This is a genomic window from Streptomyces sp. NPDC001513 (genome assembly GCF_042894695.1).
Lineage (GTDB): Bacteria > Actinomycetota > Actinomycetes > Streptomycetales > Streptomycetaceae > Streptomyces.
Genome location: NZ_JBIAVU010000013.1, coordinates 23,254 through 42,649 on the forward strand (window position 1 = coordinate 23,254; position 19,396 = coordinate 42,649).

A 19,396-nucleotide genomic window follows, 5' to 3' on the forward strand; every position below is an offset into this window, starting at 1 on the left:
CCTGATGGCCCTGTAGATTCGTCCCACCGCACCCGTTTGCCGCAAGGAGCCGAAACATGACCCAGCGCACCCTCGTCCTGCTCAAGCCCGACGCCGTCCGTCGCGGTCTGGTCGGCGAGATCATCGGCCGCATCGAGCGGAAGGCCGGCTGGACGATTCCCGCACTGGAGCTGCGCACGCTGGACCAGGAGACCCTGGAGACGCACTACGGCGAGCACAAGGGCAAGCCCTTCTACGAGCCCCTGATGGGCTTCATGGCGAGCGGTCCGATCGTCGCCCTGGTCGTCGAAGGGGAACGCGTGATCGAGGGTGTCCGCCAGCTGGCCGGACCCACCGACCCGATCGCCGCGGCGCCCGGCTCCATCCGGGGCGACTTCGGCACCGTCACCCGGGAGAACCTGATCCACGCCTCGGATTCCGAGGAGTCCGCGGAGCGCGAGCTGAAGCTGTTCTTTCCCGCTCTCTGACTCTTCCGGAGCACTCCTTACTGACGAGACATCAGCCAAATAGCGCTCATGACCTGGGGCGACCGAAGTAATTTCGGTCGCCCCTTGGTATTTCCCGGCGCGAGCGGGAACGCCTGGGCAGGACACGTCGTCACCACTAAGGGGGCGGGTATCCATTCCGGCGGGATTGCCGGAGTCCCGTCGCGCGGTGTCGGTACAACCGTGACTACGATGGGGCCTCCACCCACACACCCACCTCGCCGACCTGACAGCAGCCGCTATCAACTGGAAGGCCAGACGCTCCTCATGGGGAACAAGGGGAACAAAATGTCGTTCATCGGCCGTGACATGGCGATCGACCTCGGGACCGCCAACACGCTGGTGTACGTGAGGGGCCGGGGGATCGTCCTGAACGAGCCGTCCGTGGTCGCCATCAACACGAACACCGGTGGCATTCTGGCGGTCGGCTCCGAGGCGAAGAAGATGATCGGGCGCACGCCCGGCAACATCGTCGCCGTACGACCCCTCAAGGACGGCGTCATCGCCGACTTCGAGATCACCGAGCGCATGCTCCGGTACTTCATCCTCAAGATCCACAAGCGACGCTACCTGGCACGTCCGCGCGTCGTGGTCTGTGTCCCCTCCGGCATCACCGGGGTGGAGCGACGCGCCGTCATCGAGGCGTCCACGCAGGCCGGCGCCCGTCAGGTGCACATCATCGAGGAGCCCATGGCCGCCGCCATCGGCTCGGGCCTGCCCGTCCACGAGGCCACCGGCAACATGGTCGTGGACATCGGCGGCGGCACCACTGAGGTCGCCGTCATCTCCCTCGGCGGAATCGTCACGGCGCAGTCCATCAGGGTGGCCGGCGACGAGCTCGACAACGCGATCATCCAGCACATCAAGAAGGAGTACTCGCTCCTCCTCGGTGAGCGGACGGCCGAACAGATCAAGATCACCATCGGGTCGGCGTACGACCTCGACAAGGACGAGCACACCGAGATCCGAGGACGCGACCTGGTCTCCGGCCTGCCCAAGACGGTCGTCATCTCGGCCGCCGAGGTCCGCAAGGCCATCGAGGAGCCGGTCAACGCCATCGTCGACGCGGTCAAGACCACGCTCGACAAGTGTCCGCCGGAGCTCTCCGGCGACATCATGGACCGCGGCATCGTCCTGACCGGCGGCGGCGCCCTGCTGCGCGGCCTCGACGAGCGGCTGCGCCGGGAGACCGGCATGCCGATCCACATCGCCGAGGACCCGCTCGACTCCGTGGCGCTCGGCTCCGGCAAGTGCGTCGAGGAGTTCGAGGCGCTCCAGCAGGTCCTGGACGCCCAGCCCCGTCGCTGACAGAAACCCCTCCCTGCCGGAGGGGCCATGCGGAACACACAAGGATCCGCCGTACGGGTGCTACCGGGCCCGTGCGGCGGATCGTTGATATACAGGCAAAAGAGAATTCCGACGAGGAAGGCACGGCCGCCGCACGTGAGGGACACACGAGAAAGCCGGCTGCTCCTGGTGCTTCTGATCGCCATCGCGTTCGCGTTGATCACGGTGGACATCAGGGCAGGCGAGGAGTCGCCGGTCGACGGTGCCCGGCAGGCCGCGGCAGCGGTCTTCGGGCCGGTCGAGGAGGGTGTGGCGACCGCTGTCGATCCGGTCGCCAACGCCATAGGGGCGGTACGGGACTCGGGCGAGCGGCACAACCGCATCGCCACGCTGGAGCGCGAGAACGCCGCCCTGAAGGCCAAGCTGGGCAGCGAGGACCAGACCCGCAGCCGCATCCACGAGCTCGACGAGATGCTCAAGCGGGCCGGCGCCGGACAGTACGGCATCAAGGGCGCCGAGGTCATCGCGATAGGAGCGGCCCAGGGCTTCTCCTGGACCGTCACCATCGACGCCGGCAGCAAGGACGGCATCGAACGCGACATGACCGTCCTCAACGGGGACGGCCTCGTCGGCCGGGTCAGCACCGTCGGCCCGGACACCGCCACCGTCGTCCTCGCCAACGACCCCGACTTCACCGTCGGCACCCGCCTGGAGAAGACCGGCGAACTCGGCTTCGCCACCGGCCAGGGCGACCGCGCGATGTCCGTGCAGATGCTCAACGGCAAGGCCAAGATCAACCCCGGTGACCGGCTCGTCACCTTCGGCTCGCGCGGCAACAAGCCGTTCGTGCCCGGCGTGCCGATCGGCGAGGTCGTCAAGGTCGACCCCTCGCGCGGAGACCTGACCCGCACCGTATGGGTCAATCCGGCCGTCGCGTTCTCGCGCCTCGACATCGTCGGCGTCGTCGTGATGCCGCCGCGCGAGGACCCGCGCGACGCCGTCCTGCCGCCCAAGCCCGAGGCCCCCAAGCCCACCCCGACGGTCACCGTCACGGTGACCCCGTCCGGGTCCGCCAGCGTGCCCGGCAAGCCGGCCGACGAGTAGGAGCAGACCGCCCATGCGCTTCAACCGGATCCTGCTCTCGGCCACGCTCGTCGTGGTCGCCCTCGTCGTCCAGGTCACCGTCCTGGGCCGGCTCCAACTGCCCGGTGCCGTCCCGGACCTGCTGCTCCTCACCGTCGTCGCCCTCGCACTCGTGTACGGGCACGTCAGCGGAGCCCTGATCGGCTTCGCCGCCGGTCTCCTCGCCGACCTGGCCCCGCCCGCCGACCACGCCGCCGGCCGGTACGCGCTCGTGCTGTGCGTCATCGGCTACGTCTGCGGGCTGGTCCGGCCCGACGGCGGGCGCTTCCGCTCCGCCTGGGGCCCGATGCTCACCGTCGTCGCCGCCGCGATCGGCTCCACCCTGCTCTACGCCGGCGTGGGCGCGCTCGTCGGCGACACCGCCGCCCGCCACGTGGGCCTGACCGGGCTGCTGTTCACGGCGACCCTCTACGACCTGCTGCTCGCGCCGTTCACGGTGCCGTTCATCATGGCCCTGGCCCGGCGCGCCGAGAACGACCCGATGGCCGTCGAGGCCGGCGGCGGTCCCACGAACAAGGCCGCCGACGTCTCCGCCGGCTGGCTGGCCGGCGGTACGGGCCTGCGCATCGGCAGCCAGCGCGGCGGCCTGCGACTGAAGACCGCGCGCTCCCGCGCCAACAAGGCCGTCCGCATAAAGGGCGTCAAGGCAGTCAAGGGTGTGAAGAGCGTCAAGAAGCTGTGAGGGAGGAGCAGGCATGACGAACGTTCCGGAGACCGGCCGCACCTCCCGGGTGCAGATCAGGCTCGTCATCATGCAGGTGCTCATCCTCTCGATGCTGGTCACCCTCGGCGGCCGGCTCTGGTTCCTGCAGATCCGCAACGGCGCCGAGTACTACCACGAGGCCAAGAGCAACCACGTGCAGCGCGTGGTCCAGCCCGCCGTCCGCGGCTCGATCCTCGACGCCCGCGGGGTCCCCCTCGCCGACAACGAGACCCGGCTCGTCGTCTCCGCCAGCCGCACCGCGCTGATGAAGATGAAGGACCGGGGCAAGGGCGTCATGACCCGCCTCGCCGACGTCCTGGACATGACCCCCAAGGAGGTCATGGAGAAGGTCCGGCTCTGCGACTCCCAGACCCCGGCGCCCTGCTGGAACGGTTCCCCGTACCAGCCGATCCCGGTCACCCTGGAGGCCACCACCCAGCAGGCGCTCCAGCTGCGCGAGCGCCCCGAGGACTTCCCCGGCATCACCGCGGAGCCCACCGCCGTCCGCCGCTACCCGGCCCCCGGCGGGGCCCGCACCTCGCAGGTGCTCGGCTACCTCTCGCCGGTCACCGACGACGAGATCCAGAAGGCCAAGGACACCGACTCGCCGCACCTGCGCTCCGATCAGGTCGGCCGCTCCGGGATCGAACGCACCTATGACCGGCAGCTGCGCGGCAAGGCGGAGGTCACCTCGTACGAGGTCGACAACCTCGGCCGGGTCATGGGCCAGACCAAGTCCGACCCGGGCGTGGCCGGGGCCACCCTCATCACCAGCATCGACGCCCGGGTCCAGGCCGTGGCGGAGTTTGAGCTCCAGGCGGCGATGAAGGTCGTCCGCAACGAGACCGACAACATCACCGGCCGCAAGTACGAGGCCGACTCGGGCGCCGTCGTCGTCATGGAGGCCAAGACCGGCCGCGTCGTCGCGATGGCCTCCCAGCCCGACTACGACCCCAACGCCTGGGTCGGCGGCATCTCCGGCAAGGACTACGCCAGGCTCACCAGCAAGAACTCCAACTACCCGCTGCTCAACCGGGCCATCCAGGGCCAGGCTCCCGCGGGCTCCATCTTCAAGGTGGTCTCGGCGAGCGCGGCCGTGCGGGCCGGCTACGACTTCAACGACAAGTACAACTGCAGCAGCTCCTACAGCCTCGGCGGCCGGAGCTTCGCGAACTTCGAGTCCAAGGGCCACGGCCCCATCACCCTCGGGGACGCGCTCAAGTTCTCCTGCAACACCGTCTTCTACGCCCTCGGCCACAAGGAGTGGCAGCGCGACGGCGGCCTCAAGCCCAAGAAGAACGCCCACGACTGGTTCTACCGGACCGCCCGCGAGTTCGGACTCGGCTCCGAGACCCACATCGACCTGCCGAACGAGGTCACCGGCCGGATCCCCGACCGCCAGTGGAAGCAGAGCTTCTGGGCGGCCAACAAGGACTCCTGGTGCAAGCAGGGCAAACGGGGCGGCAGCTACGTCGAGCAGATCGCCTACGAGAGCTGCCTCGAAGGCAACCAGCTGAAGGCCTACGACAGCATCAACTTCGCCATCGGCCAGGGAGACGTCCTCGTCACCCCCATCCAGATGGCCACCGCGTACTCCGCCATCAGCAACGGCGGCACCCTCTACAACCCCACCGTCGGCAAGGCCCTGGTCAGCCCCGACGGCAAGGGCATCGAGATGATCAAGCCGCAGTCCCACGGCAGGCTGCCGATCGACGCCAAGACCATCGGCGACCTCGACAAGGGCCTGCGCTCGGTGGCCGAGCCGGGCGGCACCGCCGCCTGGCGCTTCATCGGCTGGCCGATGGACAAGATCCCGATGCACGCCAAGACCGGCACCGCCCAGGTCTACGGCAAGCAGACCACGTCCTGGCTGGCGACCTACACCAAGGACTTCACGATCGTCATGACGATCTCCCAGGGTGGCACCGGCTCCGGAGCCTCCGGCCCCGCCGTCCGCAACCTCTACAACGCCATCTACGGTCTCGACATGGCAGGCAAGCAGGACCTGAAGAAGGCCCTGCTGCTGCAGCCCGAGGCGAAACTGCCCAAGATCCGCCCCGACGGCTCCATCGACTCCCCGGAGATCCGGCCGTACGTGCCGCCGTCCCCGGAGGAGCTGGAACCGCCCGCCCTCGCCGGGCCGCCCGCCCCGCCTCCCGCACGGCACGACTGAGGACCGAAAGACATGCAGACCGCCAACAAGTTCTCCGTCTCCCGGTACGCGCCCGAGCGCGGGGCGATGGCCAAGCTCACCGCCCGCGACTCCGTGGTGCGCCGGCTCGACTGGCCGATACTCCTCTCCGCGCTCGCCCTGTCCTTCATGGGCGCCCTGCTGGTGTGGTCGGCGACCCGCAACAGGACCCAGCTGAACCAGGGGGACCCGTACTACTTCCTGGCCCGGCACGCCCTGAACACCGGTATCGGCCTCGTCCTGATGATCGGCACCGTCTGGCTCGGCCACCGCACCCTGCGCGGTGCGGTGCCGGTCCTCTACGGGCTCTCGCTGGTGCTCATCCTGGCCGTGCTCACCCCGCTCGGCGCCACCATCAACGGCGCCCACGCGTGGATCGTGATCGGCGGCGGATTCTCCCTCCAGCCCTCCGAGTTCGTGAAGATCACGATCATCCTGGTCATGGCGATGCTGCTGGCCACCCGGGTGGACGCGGGCGACCTCACCCATCCGGACCACCGCACGGTCGTCAAGGCGCTCTGCCTGGCCGCCGCCCCGATGGGCATCGTCATGCTGATGCCCGACCTCGGGTCCGTCATGGTCATGATCGTCATCGTGCTCGGCGTGCTGCTGGCCTCCGGCGCCTCCAACCGGTGGGTGCTCGGGCTCCTCGGCACCGGCGCCGGCGGCGCCATCCTGATCTGGCAGCTCGGCGTCCTCGACGAGTACCAGATCAACCGCTTCGCGGCCTTCGCCAACCCCGAGCTCGACCCCGCGGGCGTCGGCTACAACACCAACCAGGCACGCATCGCGATCGGCTCCGGCGGGCTCACCGGCTCCGGGCTGTTCAAGGGCTCGCAGACCACCGGCCAGTTCGTGCCGGAGCAGCAGACCGACTTCGTCTTCACCGTGGCGGGGGAGGAACTGGGCTTCCTCGGGGCCGGGCTGATCCTGTTCCTGCTGGCCGTCATCCTGTGGCGGGCCTGCATGATCGCCCGGGAGACCACCGAGCTGTACGGGACGATCGTGTGCGCCGGGATCATCGCCTGGTTCGCGTTCCAGTCCTTCGAGAACATCGGGATGACCCTCGGGATCATGCCGGTGGCCGGGCTGCCACTGCCGTTCGTCTCGTACGGAGGCTCGTCGATGTTCGCCGTGTGGGTGGCCATCGGACTGCTGCAATCGATCAAGGTGCAGCGGCCATTGTCAGCCTGATCTGCTGTTCACCCTGCCGCCGTGATCCGTTCAGGACTAAGTTCGGTCTATGGCGGACACCAAGCGCGAAATCGAGCGTAAATTCGAGTTCTCCAAGGCCAAATCTGCCCGGCGCGGGCTGCCGGACCTGACGGGCACGGCCGCGATCGCGGCCGTCTCCGACCAGGGCACCGTCGACCTCGACGCCGTCTACTACGACACCCCCGACCAACGGCTGGCCGCCGACGGTCTCACCCTGCGGCGCAGAACGGGCGGCGCCGACGCGGGCTGGCACCTCAAACTGCCCGTCTCCCCCGGAGTGCGCGACGAGGTCACGTCCGCGCTCAGCGACACCGTCCCGCCCGCCCTCGCCGCCCTCGTCCGCTCCCGGGTGCGCGGCGCCGGCCTCCGGCCGCAGGTCAGGCTGGTCTCCTCGCGCCGCGTCAGCCACCTGCTCGACGCCGACGGAGCCCTCCTCGCGGAACTGAGCACCGACGAGGTCCTCGCCGAGCGGGGCGAGGCCAGCGCCTCCTGGACCGAGGTCGAGGTGGAACTCGCCGACGGCGTGGACCCCGAACTGCTCGACGCCGTCGAGAAGACCTTCCGCAAGGCCGGCCTCCGGGTCTCCGACGCCCCCTCGAAGCTCGCCCGGGCCCTCGTGGAGACCGACGCCGCGCCCCCGGCCCGGCCCGAGGGCGGCGGCCCCGAGGGCACGGCGGGCGCGTACGTGCTGGCGTACCTGCGGGACCAGCGCGACGCCCTGGTCGCGCAGGACCCGGCCGTGCGGCGGGGCCTGCCGGACTCCGTCCACCAGATGCGGGTCGCCACCCGGCGGCTGCGCAGCGCCTTCAAGACGTACCGCAAGGTGCTGGACCGGACGGCCACCGACCCGATCGGCGAGGAGCTGCGCTGGCTGGCCGCCGAACTCGGCGTCGACCGCGATCAGGAGGTGCTCCTGGAGCGGATCCAGACCCGGCTCGGCGAGCTGCCGCGCACCCTGGTGATCGGCCCGGTCCGCAGCCGGCTGCGGACGTGGAACACCGCCCGGCGCTCCGCGTCGCGGCGCCGGGCCGTGGCCGTCCTCGACGGCGAGCGGTACGTCTCCCTCCTGGACTCCCTCGACGCCCTGCTGGAGGCGCCGCCGCTGCTCAAGGGCGCCGAGGCGCAGCCGCGGGCGGTCCTGCCGAAGGCGGTGCTCGGCGACTACGCGCGCCTGGCCGTCCGGGTCGAGGGCGCGCTCGCCCTGCCGGAGGGCGAGGAACGGGACCTGGCCCTGCACGACGCCCGCAAGGCGGCCAAGCGCCTGCGGTACGCGGCGGAGTCGGCCGTGCCGGCCCTCGGCAAGCCGGCGAAACACCTGGCCAAGGCGGGGAAGACGGTCCAGACCCTGCTCGGCGACCACCAGGACAGCGTGGTGGCCCGCGAGGCCCTGCGCGGTCTCGCGGGCCAGGCGGCCGGCGCGGGCGAGTCGGCCTTCACCTGGGGCGTCCTGTACGCCCGCGAGGAGGCCCTGGCCGAGCGGCGCGAACGGGAACTTCCGGACATCTGGGCGAAGACCGCGGACCCCGCGCTGCGGGGGGCATTGGGATGATCATGTGGGCGGGGGCGGCTGGGGGCCGAGGTACGCTTGAGAGCTGCCCCCTGCCCGCTTCACGAAAGTCGCGTGATGACCGAATCGGTCTTCCCTCAGCTTGAGGCCCTGCTTCCGCATGTGCAGAAGCCCATCCAGTACGTCGGCGGTGAACTCAACTCCACGGTCAAGGAGTGGGAGAGCTGCGATGTCCGCTGGGCGCTCATGTACCCGGACGCGTACGAAGTCGGGCTGCCCAACCAGGGCGTCATGATCCTTTACGAGGTGCTGAACGAGCGCGAGGGCGTCCTCGCCGAGCGCACGTACAGCGTGTGGCCCGACCTCGAAGAGCTGATGCGCGAGCACAAGGTGCCGCAGTTCACCGTGGACAGCCACCGTCCGGTCTCCGCCTTCGACGTGTTCGGCCTGTCCTTCTCCACGGAGCTGGGCTACACCAACATGCTCACGGCGCTGGACCTCGCGGGCATCCCGCTGGAGGCCCGCAACCGTACGGTCGACCACCCGATCGTCCTCGCGGGCGGCCACGCGGCCTTCAACCCCGAGCCGATCGCGGAGTTCATCGACTGCGCGGTCATCGGCGACGGCGAGCAGGCCGTCCTCGACATGACCGAGATCATCCGCACCTGGAAGGCCGAGGGGCGGCCGGGCGGGCGCGAGGAAGTCCTGCTCCGCCTGGCGAAGACCGGCAACGTCTACGTGCCGGGCTTCTACGACGTGGAGTACCTGCCGGACGGCCGCATCGGCCGTGTCGTGCCCAACCGCTCCGGCGCGCCGTGGCGCGTGTCCAAGCACACGGTCATGGACCTCGACGAGTGGCCCTACCCCAAGCAGCCCCTGGTCCCGCTCGCCGAGACCGTCCACGAGCGCATGTCCGTGGAGATCTTCCGCGGCTGCACCCGCGGCTGCCGTTTCTGCCAGGCCGGCATGATCACGCGCCCCGTGCGGGAGCGAAGCATCACCGGCATCGGCGAAATGGTGGAGAAGGGCCTCAAGGCGACCGGCTTCGAAGAGGTCGGCCTGCTCTCCCTCTCCTCGGCGGACCACACGGAGATCGCCGACATCGCCAAGGGCCTCGCGGACCGCTACACGGACGACAAGGTCGGCCTCTCCCTCCCCTCCACCCGCGTGGACGCCTTCAACGTGGACCTGGCCAACGAGCTGACCCGCAACGGGCGCCGCTCCGGCCTGACCTTCGCCCCCGAGGGCGGCTCCGAGCGCATGCGCAAGGTCATCAACAAGATGGTCTCGGAAGAGGACCTGATCCGCACGGTCTCCACCGCGTACGGCAACGGCTGGCGCCAGGTGAAGCTGTACTTCATGTGCGGCCTGCCCACCGAGACCGACGAGGACGTCCTCCAGATCGGCGACATGGCGGTCAACGTCATCGCCAAGGGCCGCGAGGTCTCGGGCCAGAACGACATCCGCTGCACGGTCTCGATCGGCGGGTTCGTCCCCAAGCCGCACACCCCGTTCCAGTGGGCGCCGCAGCTGTCGGCCGAGGAGACGGACGCCCGCCTGGGCAAGCTCCGCGACAAGATCCGCGGCGACAAGAAGTACGGCCGCTCCATCGGCTTCCGCTACCACGACGGCAAGCCGGGCATCGTCGAGGGTCTCCTCTCCCGCGGCGACCGCCGCATCGGCGACGTCATCCGCGCCGTGTACGAGTCGGGCGGCCGCTTCGACGGCTGGCGCGAGCACTTCTCGTACGACCGCTGGATGGAGGCCGCGGAGAAGGCGCTGCCGGCCTACGGCGTGGACGTCGCCTGGTACACGACGCGCGAGCGCACGTACGAGGAGGTCCTGCCCTGGGACCACCTGGACTCCGGCCTCGACAAGGACTGGCTCTGGGAGGACTGGCAGGACGCCCTCGACGAAACCGAGGTCGACGACTGCCGCTGGACCCCCTGCTTCGACTGTGGCGTGTGTCCTCAGATGCAGACCGAGATCCAGATCGGTCCGACGGGCAAGAAGCTGCTGCCGCTGTCCGTCGTGAAGTAACCCTTGGGTCACGAGAGGCCCCCGCCCGCAACGGGTGGGGGCCTCTGCCGTGTCCTTGACTGCATGGAACTGGACGAACGGCCTCCCGGCGGCGGTGGCGACGGATGCCTGGTGGGGGTCATCAGGATCCCCGTCAAGATCGTCGCCGTACTCGTCGTACTGCCCGTACGAGTGGTCTGGGAACTGCTCGTCGCCGTCGGCCGGGCCGCGCACCGGCACGTCCTCGGGCCGCTGTACGTCCACGTCGTCGAGCCGGCGCTCCGGGTGCTCGGCTGGGTACTGGTCACCCTGCTCAAGCTGGTCTTCGTCTGGCCGTGGGTCGGGCTGTGGCGGTACGTGATCACCCCGGTGGGGCGGGGGCTGGCCTGGCTGGGCCGCGGCGCGTACGCGCACCTGCTCGCGCCCGCCGGGCGGATCCTGAGCACGTACGTGTTCCGGCCGCTCTGGGCAGCGCTGACCTGGGCCGGCCGGGGCGGGCTGCGGTACCTGCTCGCCCCGCTCGGCAAGGGGGTGGCCTGGGTCGCGTGGGCCCTGGCCATGGTGCTGTTCGTGTGGCCGTGGGTCGGACTGTGGCGGTACGTGCTCGCGCCCGTCGGCCGCGGCCTCGCCCGGCTGGCCGCCGCGGCCTACCGGTACGTGCTCACCCCGCTCGGACACGGCCTCGCGTGGCTGGCCACCGCGGTGTACCGCTACCTGCTGCGGCCCGTCGGGCTGGGCCTCGTATGGCTGGTGGTGGCGGTGTACCGGTACCTGCTGCGGCCCGTCGGGCTCGGCCTCGCGTGGCTGGCGGTCGCGCTGTACCGGTACGTGCTCACCCCGCTCGGGCAGGTCCTTCTCTGGGCCTGGCACGTGGCCGGGCGGATCGCCGGCTGGCTGTGGCGCGGGCTCAAGTGGGTCGGCTGGGTCCTGGTCGGCTGGCCCGCATCCCGGGTGTACCGGCACGTGCTGACCCCCGCCGGCCACGCCGTCCGCGAGGTCTGGCGCACCGGCCGCGCCGCGGTCCGGGAGGCGCGGGCCGCAGTGCGCACGGCGCTCTTCGGTGCTCCTCCCGTGGAACCGGCGAGGTCACGGGCGCGTACTCTGGGTAGTACGACAGCCGCAGGCAACACGCCCGCTCCCGAGATCTCCCTCCACGAACGGCAGGGGTGAGCCGGAGGCAGGGCGGCGCCGGCCGGTCCCACAGACGCTCAGGGCGACGCGCGAGCCGCGGAGCCCCGCACAAGGAGAAGAACCACTGGGCAAGCGACAGCCCGAAGGCCCGCCTCCCGCACCGGTGGTGCAGCGCATTCGACTGCGCTACACCAAGCGCGGCCGCCTCCGGTTCACCAGCCACCGAGACTTCCAGCGCGCCTTCGAGCGGGCCCTGCGCCGCGCCGAGGTGCCGATGGCGTACTCGGCCGGCTTCACCCCCCACCCGCGCGTCTCGTACGCGAACGCCGCCCCCACCGGGACCGGCAGCGAGGCCGAATACCTGGAGATCGCCCTCGCAGAGCCCCGCGACCCCGAGAAGCTCCGCGAGCTGCTCGACGAGTCGATGCCGACCGGGCTCGACATCATCGACGCCGTCGAGGCCCGCACCTCGGGCCTCGCCGACCGGCTGACCGCCTCCGTGTGGGAGCTGCGCCTGGACGGCGTGGAGCCCGCCGAGGCCGAGCGGGCCGTGACGGCCTTCCTCGCCGCCGAGACCGTGGAGGTGCAGCGCCGTACCAAGAACGGGATGCGGACCTTCGACACGCGTGGCGCGGTCGTCAGCCTGGAAGCCCTTCCTGCCCCGGCTGATAGGCCGCTGGACAATGCCTGTGCGATACTGCGGCTGGTTGTTCGGCATCTGACACCTGCCGTGCGACCCGACGACGTCCTGTCCGGTCTCCGAGCTGTGGCCGACCTGGCGCCGCCGGTCCCCTCAGCGGTGACCAGGCTGGCGCAGGGGCTCTTCGACGAGGAGTCCGGCACGGTGACCGACCCGCTCGCGCCCGACCGCGAGGCTGATACGGCCGCTCCACCCACGGCCGCCGTAGCCGCCGACGCGAAGGCGCCGGAAGGTCCCGCCGCGTAGGGATCGTCGTCGTCGCGCAGCCCTGGTACTCGGGAGCCACCTGGGTCGGGCCGCGCACTGACCTGAAGACTTCCGCCAGGCCGTACGGACAACACGTACGGAACCGGCGGCCATGGACTACAGCTCCCGTGTGGCGAACGCGCCCCGGAGGCCGGTTCCGCGCTCATTACGCGGAGCCGAGCCGGACCGGAAGTCAGCCGCGGCGCCCGGGAGCGTGACGGGAGAACCGCCCGCAATGCTCAACAACGAAAACGACACCACCGCAGGTAACGCCGACAGCGGCAGCCCCAGCGACAACCTGCCCCCGCGCAGGCGTCGCCGCGCCGCTTCCCGGCCCGCCGGCCCGCCCGGCGGGGCCACCGCAGAGGCGACCCCGGCGACAGAGGCCGCTCCGGCCGACCCCCAGGCGGGCGCCGATGAGGCCGCTCCGGCCGCCGCCCCCGCACGTACCCGCCGCCGCGCGACCCGCGCCGTGGCCGCTCCCGAGACGCCGGCCGAGGCCGTCGTCGTCGAGGCTCCGGCCGCCGCGGCTCCCGCTGCCGCCGCCCCCGCCGCCGAGGAGCCCACCGCTGCCGCCCCGCGTGCCCGTCGTCGTGCCACCCGTGCGGTGACCGCTCCGGAGGCTCCGGCCGCCGAGGCTCCCGTGGTCGAGGCCGCGCCCGTGGTCGAGGAGGAGGCCCCGGCCGCTCCCGCTCCGCGTGCCCGTCGTCGTGCCACCCGCGCCGTGACCGCGCCGGCCGCCGAGGCCGCCGTCGCGGAGGCCCCCGTGGCCGAGGCCGCGCCGGTGGTCGAGGAGGAGGCTCCGGCCGCTCCGGCTCCGCGTGCCCGTCGTCGTGCCACCCGTGCCGTGACCGCTCCGGAGGCTCCGGCCGCCGAGGCTCCCGTGGTCGAGGCCGCGCCGGTGGTCGAGGCCGCGCCCGTGGTCGAGGAGGAGGCCCCGGCCGCTCCCGCCCCGCGTGCCCGTCGCCGTGCCACCCGCGCCGTGACCGCCCCGGCCGCTCCGGCCGCCGAGGCCGCCGCCGTCGCCGAGGCCCCGGCCGCCGAGGCCGAACCGGTCGTGGAGGAGGCCCCCAAGGCCACCGCCCGCACCTTCACCGTGGCCGACGCCCTGGACTCCCCGAAGCGCGGCGGCCGCCGCCGCGCCACCCGCTCCACCACCGCGTCGGCCGCCCCCGCGCAGCCCGCCGCCGAGGCCGAGGCGCCCGCCGCCCCGGCCCGCGCCCGCCGCGCCGCGCGCCCCGCCGTGGCCGTCTTCCAGGCCCCGGTCTTCGCCGAGCCGATGTTCCAGACCCCCGAGACGGCCGCCATGGCCGCCGCGGCCGCCCGCGCCGCCGCCCCGGCCGACGAGGTCGAGGAGGAGGAGGAGCTCGAGGCCGAGGCCGAGGTCGTCCAGACCCCCGCCCCGCAGCCCGCCGGCCGCCGCCGTCGCCGTGGGCGCGGCGCCGCCGAGTCCGCTCCGGCCGCCGAGTCCGCACCGGTCTCCCTCCCCGAGGTGCTCGCCGAGGAGGAGCCCGAGGCCGAGCTCGAAGAGGAGTCCGGCGAGTTCGACGAGGGCGACGAGTCGGGCGAGCGCCCGTCGCGCCGCCGCCGTCGCGGTGGCCGTCGCCGCCGCCGCGGTGAGGCCGCCGACCTCGACGAGTCCGCCGAGGAGGAGACCGAGGCAGAGGCCACCGAGCAGGAGGCCGAGGCCGAGGACGAGGAAGACGACGAGGCCGAGGAGGCCCTCGGCTCCAGCTCCAGCCGCCGTCGCCGCCGTCGCCGTCGCCGCAGTGGCGACAACGCCGGCGAGTCCGCCGAAGCGGGTGACGAGGACGGTGTGCGCACCGTCGTCAAGGTCCGCGAGCCGCGCCCGGCGCGCGAGAAGGCCGAGCCGTCCGACGAGGTCCAGTCCATCAAGGGCTCGACCCGTCTGGAGGCGAAGAAGCAGCGCCGCCGCGAGGGCCGCGAGCAGGGCCGTCGCCGCGTCCCGATCATCACCGAGGCCGAGTTCCTGGCCCGCCGTGAGGCCGTCGAGCGCGTCATGGTCGTCCGCCAGGCCGGCGAGCGCACCCAGATCGGCGTCCTCGAGGACAACGTGCTCGTCGAGCACTACGTCAACAAGGAAGAAGCCACCTCGTACGTCGGCAACGTCTACCTGGGCAAGGTCCAGAACGTGCTGCCGTCCATGGAGGCCGCCTTCATCGACATCGGCAAGGGCCGCAACGCCGTCCTGTACGCCGGTGAGGTCAACTTCGAGGCGCTCGGCATGGCCAACGGGCCGCGCCGCATCGAGTCCGCCCTCAAGTCCGGCCAGTCGGTCCTGGTGCAGGTCACCAAGGACCCGATCGGCCACAAGGGCGCCCGCCTGACCAGCCAGGTCTCGCTGCCCGGCCGCTACCTGGTCTACGTGCCCGAGGGCTCGATGACCGGTATCAGCCGCAAGCTGCCCGACACCGAGCGCGCGCGTCTGAAGACCATCCTCAAGAAGATCGTCCCCGAGGACGCGGGCGTCATCGTGCGCACCGCCGCCGAGGGCGCGAGCGAGGACGAGCTGCGCCGCGACGTCGAGCGTCTGCAGGCCCAGTGGGAGGACATCCAGAAGAAGTCGAAGCAGATCTCGACCTCTTCGCCGAGCCTGCTGTACGGCGAGCCGGACATGACCGTCCGCGTCGTGCGCGACATCTTCAACGAGGACTTCTCGAAGGTCATCGTCAGCGGCGACGGCGCCTGGGAGACCATCCACGGCTACGTGAACCACGTGGCCCCGGACCTGGCCGACCGGCTGTCGCGCTGGACCTCCGAGGTCGACGTCTTCGCGACGTACCGGATCGACGAGCAGCTCGCCAAGGCGCTCGACCGCAAGGTGTGGCTGCCCTCGGGCGGCTCGCTTGTGATCGACAAGACCGAGGCGATGATCGTCATTGACGTCAACACCGGCAAGTTCACCGGTCAGGGCGGCAACCTCGAGGAGACCGTCACCAGGAACAACCTGGAGGCGGCCGAGGAGATCGTGCGCCAGCTGCGGCTGCGCGACCTGGGCGGCATCGTCGTCATCGACTTCATCGACATGGTCCTGGAGTCCAACCGCGACCTGGTCCTGCGCCGGATGCTGGAGTGCCTGGGCCGCGACCGTACGAAGCACCAGGTGGCCGAGGTCACCTCGCTGGGCCTGGTCCAGATGACCCGCAAGCGGGTGGGCCAGGGTCTGCTGGAGTCCTTCTCCGAGACCTGCGTCCACTGCAACGGCCGCGGTGTCATCGTCCACATGGAGACGCCGACCGCGATCGGCGGCGGTGGCAACGGCAAGCGCTCGAAGCGCCGCGGCGGCCGTGGCGAGTTCGACCAGCACGACCACGAGGTCGAGACGGTCGAGTCGGTCGACGCGGAGTTCGAGTCCGAGGCGGAGGTGGCTGCCGAGGCCGCCGCTCCGCGGGCGCTGCCCGAGCCGGAGTTCGTCGCGGACGAGGAGCTCTACAGCAGCCCCGCCGAGGCCGAGGCCGCGGCGGGTGTGAGCAGCCGTCGCAACCGGCGCCGCGCCACCCGCAAGGCGACCGCTCCGGCGGGTGCCCCGCGCGGTGCGGCCGCTCCGGCGCAGGCCGAGGTCCAGGCCCCGGCCCCCGTGGCCGAGGCGGAGCCGGTGACCGAGCGGGCCGACACGGTGCTGGTCCCCGAGCCCGAGCCCGTCGTCGAGGCCGTGGCCGAGGTCGTCGCGGAGCCGGTGGCGGAGGAGGCCCCCAAGGGCCGTACCCGTCGCCGTGCGACCCGTAAGGCCACCGCCCCCGCGGGTGCCCCGGCCACCGCGGCCGAGGTGGCCCCGGAGCCGGAGCCCGAGCCGGTCGTCGTGCCGGAGCCCGAGCCCGTCGTCGAGCCCGAGCCCGTGGCCGTCGTCGAGGAGGCCCCCGTGGCGGAGGCCGCACCGGCCCGTCCGCGCCGGCGTGCCACCCGTAAGGCCACCGCACCCGCCGGGTCCCCGGCAGGCGCGGCGGAGGCCGCCGTGGTGGTCGTCGAGGCCCCGGTGACCGAGGCCCCGGCTCCCGCCGAGGACGCCGCACCGGCCGAGGAGGCCGCACCGGCGAAGAAGGCCGCCAAGAAGGCTCCGGCCAAGAAGGCGACCGCGGCGAAGAAGGCCCCGGCCAAGAAGGCGGCGGCCGCCAAGAAGACCGTGGCCAAGAAGGCGGCCACGGTCAAGAAGACCGCGACGAAGCGGGCGACGAAGAAGACCGCGGCGGCGGAGCAGCAGACTGCCCCGTCCGTCTCGGCTCCGACCGAAGCCTGATCCGCTCCTGACCGTGGGCCCCGCCGAGCGGCGGGGCCCACGGTCGCGCGGGGCCCGGTTTGACCCTCCGGAACCGGCCCCGTAACCTAGACCGTCGGCGTGTCTTGGACGAATCCGTCCAGCGTGCGCCGCGCTCCTGAGCACCTTCCTCCCGTTCCGCACGCGCGAGCGTCGTTCGAGAGAGGCCGCTCGTCCAATCCGGATCAGAGCCGTCCCCGTCAGCACGAGGGGTCTGTCTGAGCGGCTGGCTTCAGGAGCATCCGTCCCGAGTGAGAGAGAGATCCGCGTGTACGCCATCGTGCGCAGCGGTGGTCGCCAGCACAAGGTTGCTGTCGGCGACATCGTTGAAGTTGACAAGATTCCCACTGCCAAGGTTGGCGACACGGTCGAGCTCTCGACCCTGCTCGTTGTCGACGGCGAAGCCGTGACCAGCGACCCGTGGGTCCTGGCCGGCATCAAGGTCCAGGCCGAGATCGTGGACCACCACAAGGGTGCCAAGATCGACATCCTTCGGTACAAGAACAAGACCGGCTACCGCCGTCGCCAGGGTCACCGCCAGCAGTACACGGCGATCAAGGTCACCGGTATCCCCGCGGCTGCGAAGTAAGAGGGACTGAGACATGGCACACAAGAAGGGCGCATCGTCCACCCGGAACGGGCGCGACTCCAATGCCCAGCGGCTCGGCGTGAAGCGCTTCGGCGGTCAGGTCGTCTCCGCCGGCGAGATCCTCGTCCGCCAGCGTGGCACCCACTTCCACCCGGGTTCGGGTGTCGGTCGTGGTGGCGACGACACGCTGTTCGCGCTGCAGGCGGGTGCCGTGCAGTTCGGCACGCACCGTGGCCGCAAGGTCGTCAACATCGTTCCGGCCGCCTGATCCAGCTTCGGCTGATCAAGCGTTCGTAACTTCCCGAGGGCGGATCTCAGCTCTTCCCGGCTCTGGCCGGGAAGAGAGGTCCGCCCTCGGCGCGTTGGTACGTACAGACGTTTTAATGGACAGCAAGGCCTGTCCGGGACATTCCCGTATGTAACTGGAGGAACAACCATGACCACCTTCGTGGACCGCGTCGAGCTGCATGTCGCCGCGGGTAACGGGGGCCACGGCTGCGCCTCCGTTCACCGGGAGAAGTTCAAGCCGCTCGGCGGCCCCGACGGCGGCAACGGCGGCCGTGGCGGCGACGTCATCCTGGTGGTGGAGCAGGCGATCACCACCCTGCTGGACTACCACCACAGCCCCCACCGCAAGGCCACCAACGGGCAGCCCGGTGCGGGCGACAACCGCTCCGGCAAGGACGGCCAGGACATGATCCTGCCCGTCCCGGACGGCACCGTCGTCCTCGACAAGGAGGGCAACGTCCTCGCCGACCTCGTCGGCCAGGGCACCACCTACGTCGCGGCCGAAGGCGGCCGGGGCGGCCTCGGCAACGCCGCGCTGTCCTCCGCCCGGCGCAAGGCCCCCGGCTTCGCCCTGCTCGGCGTACCGGGCACCGGCGGCGACGTCGTCCTGGAGCTGAAGACCGTCGCCGACGTGGCGCTCGTCGGATTCCCGAGCGCGGGCAAGTCCTCGCTCATCTCGGTGCTCTCGGCGGCCAAGCCGAAGATCGCCGACTACCCCTTCACCACCCTGGTCCCCAACCTCGGCGTGGTCACCGCCGGCTCGACGGTCTACACGATCGCCGACGTCCCCGGCCTCATCCCCGGCGCCAGCCAGGGCCGTGGCCTCGGTCTGGAGTTCCTGCGCCACGTCGAGCGCTGCTCGATCCTCGTGCACGTGCTGGACACCGCCACCCTGGAGTCCGACCGCGACCCGCTGGCCGACCTCGACGCCATCGAGAACGAGCTGAAGCTCTACGGCGGCGGCCTGGAGAAGCGTCCGCGCCTCGTCGTCCTGAACAAGGTCGACATCCCCGACGGCCAGGACCTCGCCGACATGGTCCGCCCGGACCTGGAAGCCCGCGGCTACAAGGTCTTCGAAGTCTCCGCGGTCGCCCGTACGGGCCTCAAGGAGCTGTCGTACTTCCTCGCCGAGGTCATCGCGAAGGCCCGCGCCCGCAAGCCGAAGGAGGAGGCGACCCGCGTCGTCATCCGTCCGAAGGCCGTGGACGACTCCGGCTTCACCATCACCTACGACGAGGTCGAGGACGTGTACAACGTCCGCGGCGAGAAGCCCGAGCGCTGGGTCCGCCAGACCGACTTCAACAACGACGAGGCCGTCGGCTACCTCGCCGACCGCCTCAACCGCCTCGGCGTCGAGGACGCGCTGCGCAAGGCCGGCGCCCGTGCCGGTGACGGCGTCTCGATCGGCTCCGACGAGAACTCGGTCGTCTTCGACTGGGAGCCGACCGTGATGGCCGGCGCCGAGATGCTGGGCCGCCGCGGCGAGGACCACCGTCTGGACGCCCCGCGTCCGGCGACCACCCGCCGCAAGGACAAGGAAGCCGCCCGCGGGGACTCGGCGCAGAAGGAGTACGACGAATTCCGGCCGTTCTAGTCCCCTCCCGAGGGAATCCCGCCCG

14 protein-coding genes are annotated in these 19,396 nt (G+C 71.3%); all 14 read left to right on the top strand.

Annotated features, from left to right (window positions below; genetic code table 11):
• The first annotated feature begins 56 nt into the window (after positions 1-56).
• The 14 genes from ndk (at position 57) to obgE (ending at position 19,371) form a co-directional block, all read left to right on the top strand.
• Entirely contained in the window at positions 57-467 is a 411-nt protein-coding gene (gene ndk / locus ACFYZ4_RS27290) for a nucleoside-diphosphate kinase (RefSeq protein WP_351296555.1), read from the top strand.
• A 306-nt stretch (positions 468-773) separates the two neighbouring features.
• Positions 774-1,793: a rod shape-determining protein gene (locus tag ACFYZ4_RS27295; RefSeq protein ID WP_008738981.1), complete on the top strand. Its 1,020-nt coding sequence runs from the start codon at positions 774-776 to the stop codon at positions 1,791-1,793.
• 135 nt (positions 1,794-1,928) lie between these two features.
• A complete protein-coding gene (mreC, locus tag ACFYZ4_RS27300; RefSeq protein ID WP_351296558.1) occupies positions 1,929-2,876 on the top strand; it encodes a rod shape-determining protein MreC in 948 nt (315 codons plus the stop codon).
• Between the two features lie 13 nt (positions 2,877-2,889).
• Complete coding sequence (mreD, locus tag ACFYZ4_RS27305) at positions 2,890-3,597, top strand: rod shape-determining protein MreD (RefSeq protein ID WP_390785083.1); 708 nt, start codon at positions 2,890-2,892, stop codon at positions 3,595-3,597.
• 13 nt (positions 3,598-3,610) lie between these two features.
• On the top strand, positions 3,611-5,791 hold the full coding sequence (gene mrdA / locus ACFYZ4_RS27310) for a penicillin-binding protein 2 (RefSeq protein ID WP_390785084.1): 2,181 nt from the start codon (positions 3,611-3,613) through the stop codon (positions 5,789-5,791).
• A gap of 12 nt (positions 5,792-5,803) precedes the next feature.
• The gene (rodA, locus tag ACFYZ4_RS27315) at positions 5,804-7,003 is read left to right on the top strand and encodes a rod shape-determining protein RodA (RefSeq protein WP_351296567.1); all 1,200 of its coding nucleotides are present in this window, start codon (positions 5,804-5,806) and stop codon (positions 7,001-7,003) included.
• 49 nt (positions 7,004-7,052) lie between these two features.
• Entirely contained in the window at positions 7,053-8,573 is a 1,521-nt protein-coding gene (locus ACFYZ4_RS27320; RefSeq protein WP_390785085.1) for a CHAD domain-containing protein, read from the top strand.
• Positions 8,574-8,645: 72 nt separating this feature from the next.
• Positions 8,646-10,571: a TIGR03960 family B12-binding radical SAM protein gene (locus ACFYZ4_RS27325; RefSeq protein ID WP_390785086.1), complete on the top strand. Its 1,926-nt coding sequence runs from the start codon at positions 8,646-8,648 to the stop codon at positions 10,569-10,571.
• A gap of 63 nt (positions 10,572-10,634) precedes the next feature.
• Entirely contained in the window at positions 10,635-11,720 is a 1,086-nt protein-coding gene (locus ACFYZ4_RS27330) for a hypothetical protein (RefSeq protein ID WP_390785087.1), read from the top strand.
• A gap of 127 nt (positions 11,721-11,847) precedes the next feature.
• The gene (locus ACFYZ4_RS27335) at positions 11,848-12,627 is read left to right on the top strand and encodes a TIGR03936 family radical SAM-associated protein (RefSeq protein WP_053171682.1); all 780 of its coding nucleotides are present in this window, start codon (positions 11,848-11,850) and stop codon (positions 12,625-12,627) included.
• A 235-nt stretch (positions 12,628-12,862) separates the two neighbouring features.
• Entirely contained in the window at positions 12,863-16,882 is a 4,020-nt protein-coding gene (locus ACFYZ4_RS27340; protein ID WP_390785088.1) for a ribonuclease E/G, read from the top strand.
• Between the two features lie 286 nt (positions 16,883-17,168).
• Positions 17,169-17,489: a 50S ribosomal protein L21 gene (rplU, locus tag ACFYZ4_RS27345; RefSeq protein ID WP_214950890.1), complete on the top strand. Its 321-nt coding sequence runs from the start codon at positions 17,169-17,171 to the stop codon at positions 17,487-17,489.
• A gap of 13 nt (positions 17,490-17,502) precedes the next feature.
• A complete protein-coding gene (rpmA, locus tag ACFYZ4_RS27350) occupies positions 17,503-17,757 on the top strand; it encodes a 50S ribosomal protein L27 (protein ID WP_030027134.1) in 255 nt (84 codons plus the stop codon).
• Between the two features lie 168 nt (positions 17,758-17,925).
• Entirely contained in the window at positions 17,926-19,371 is a 1,446-nt protein-coding gene (obgE, locus tag ACFYZ4_RS27355) for a GTPase ObgE (protein ID WP_351296586.1), read from the top strand.
• Positions 19,372-19,396 lie beyond the last annotated feature (25 nt).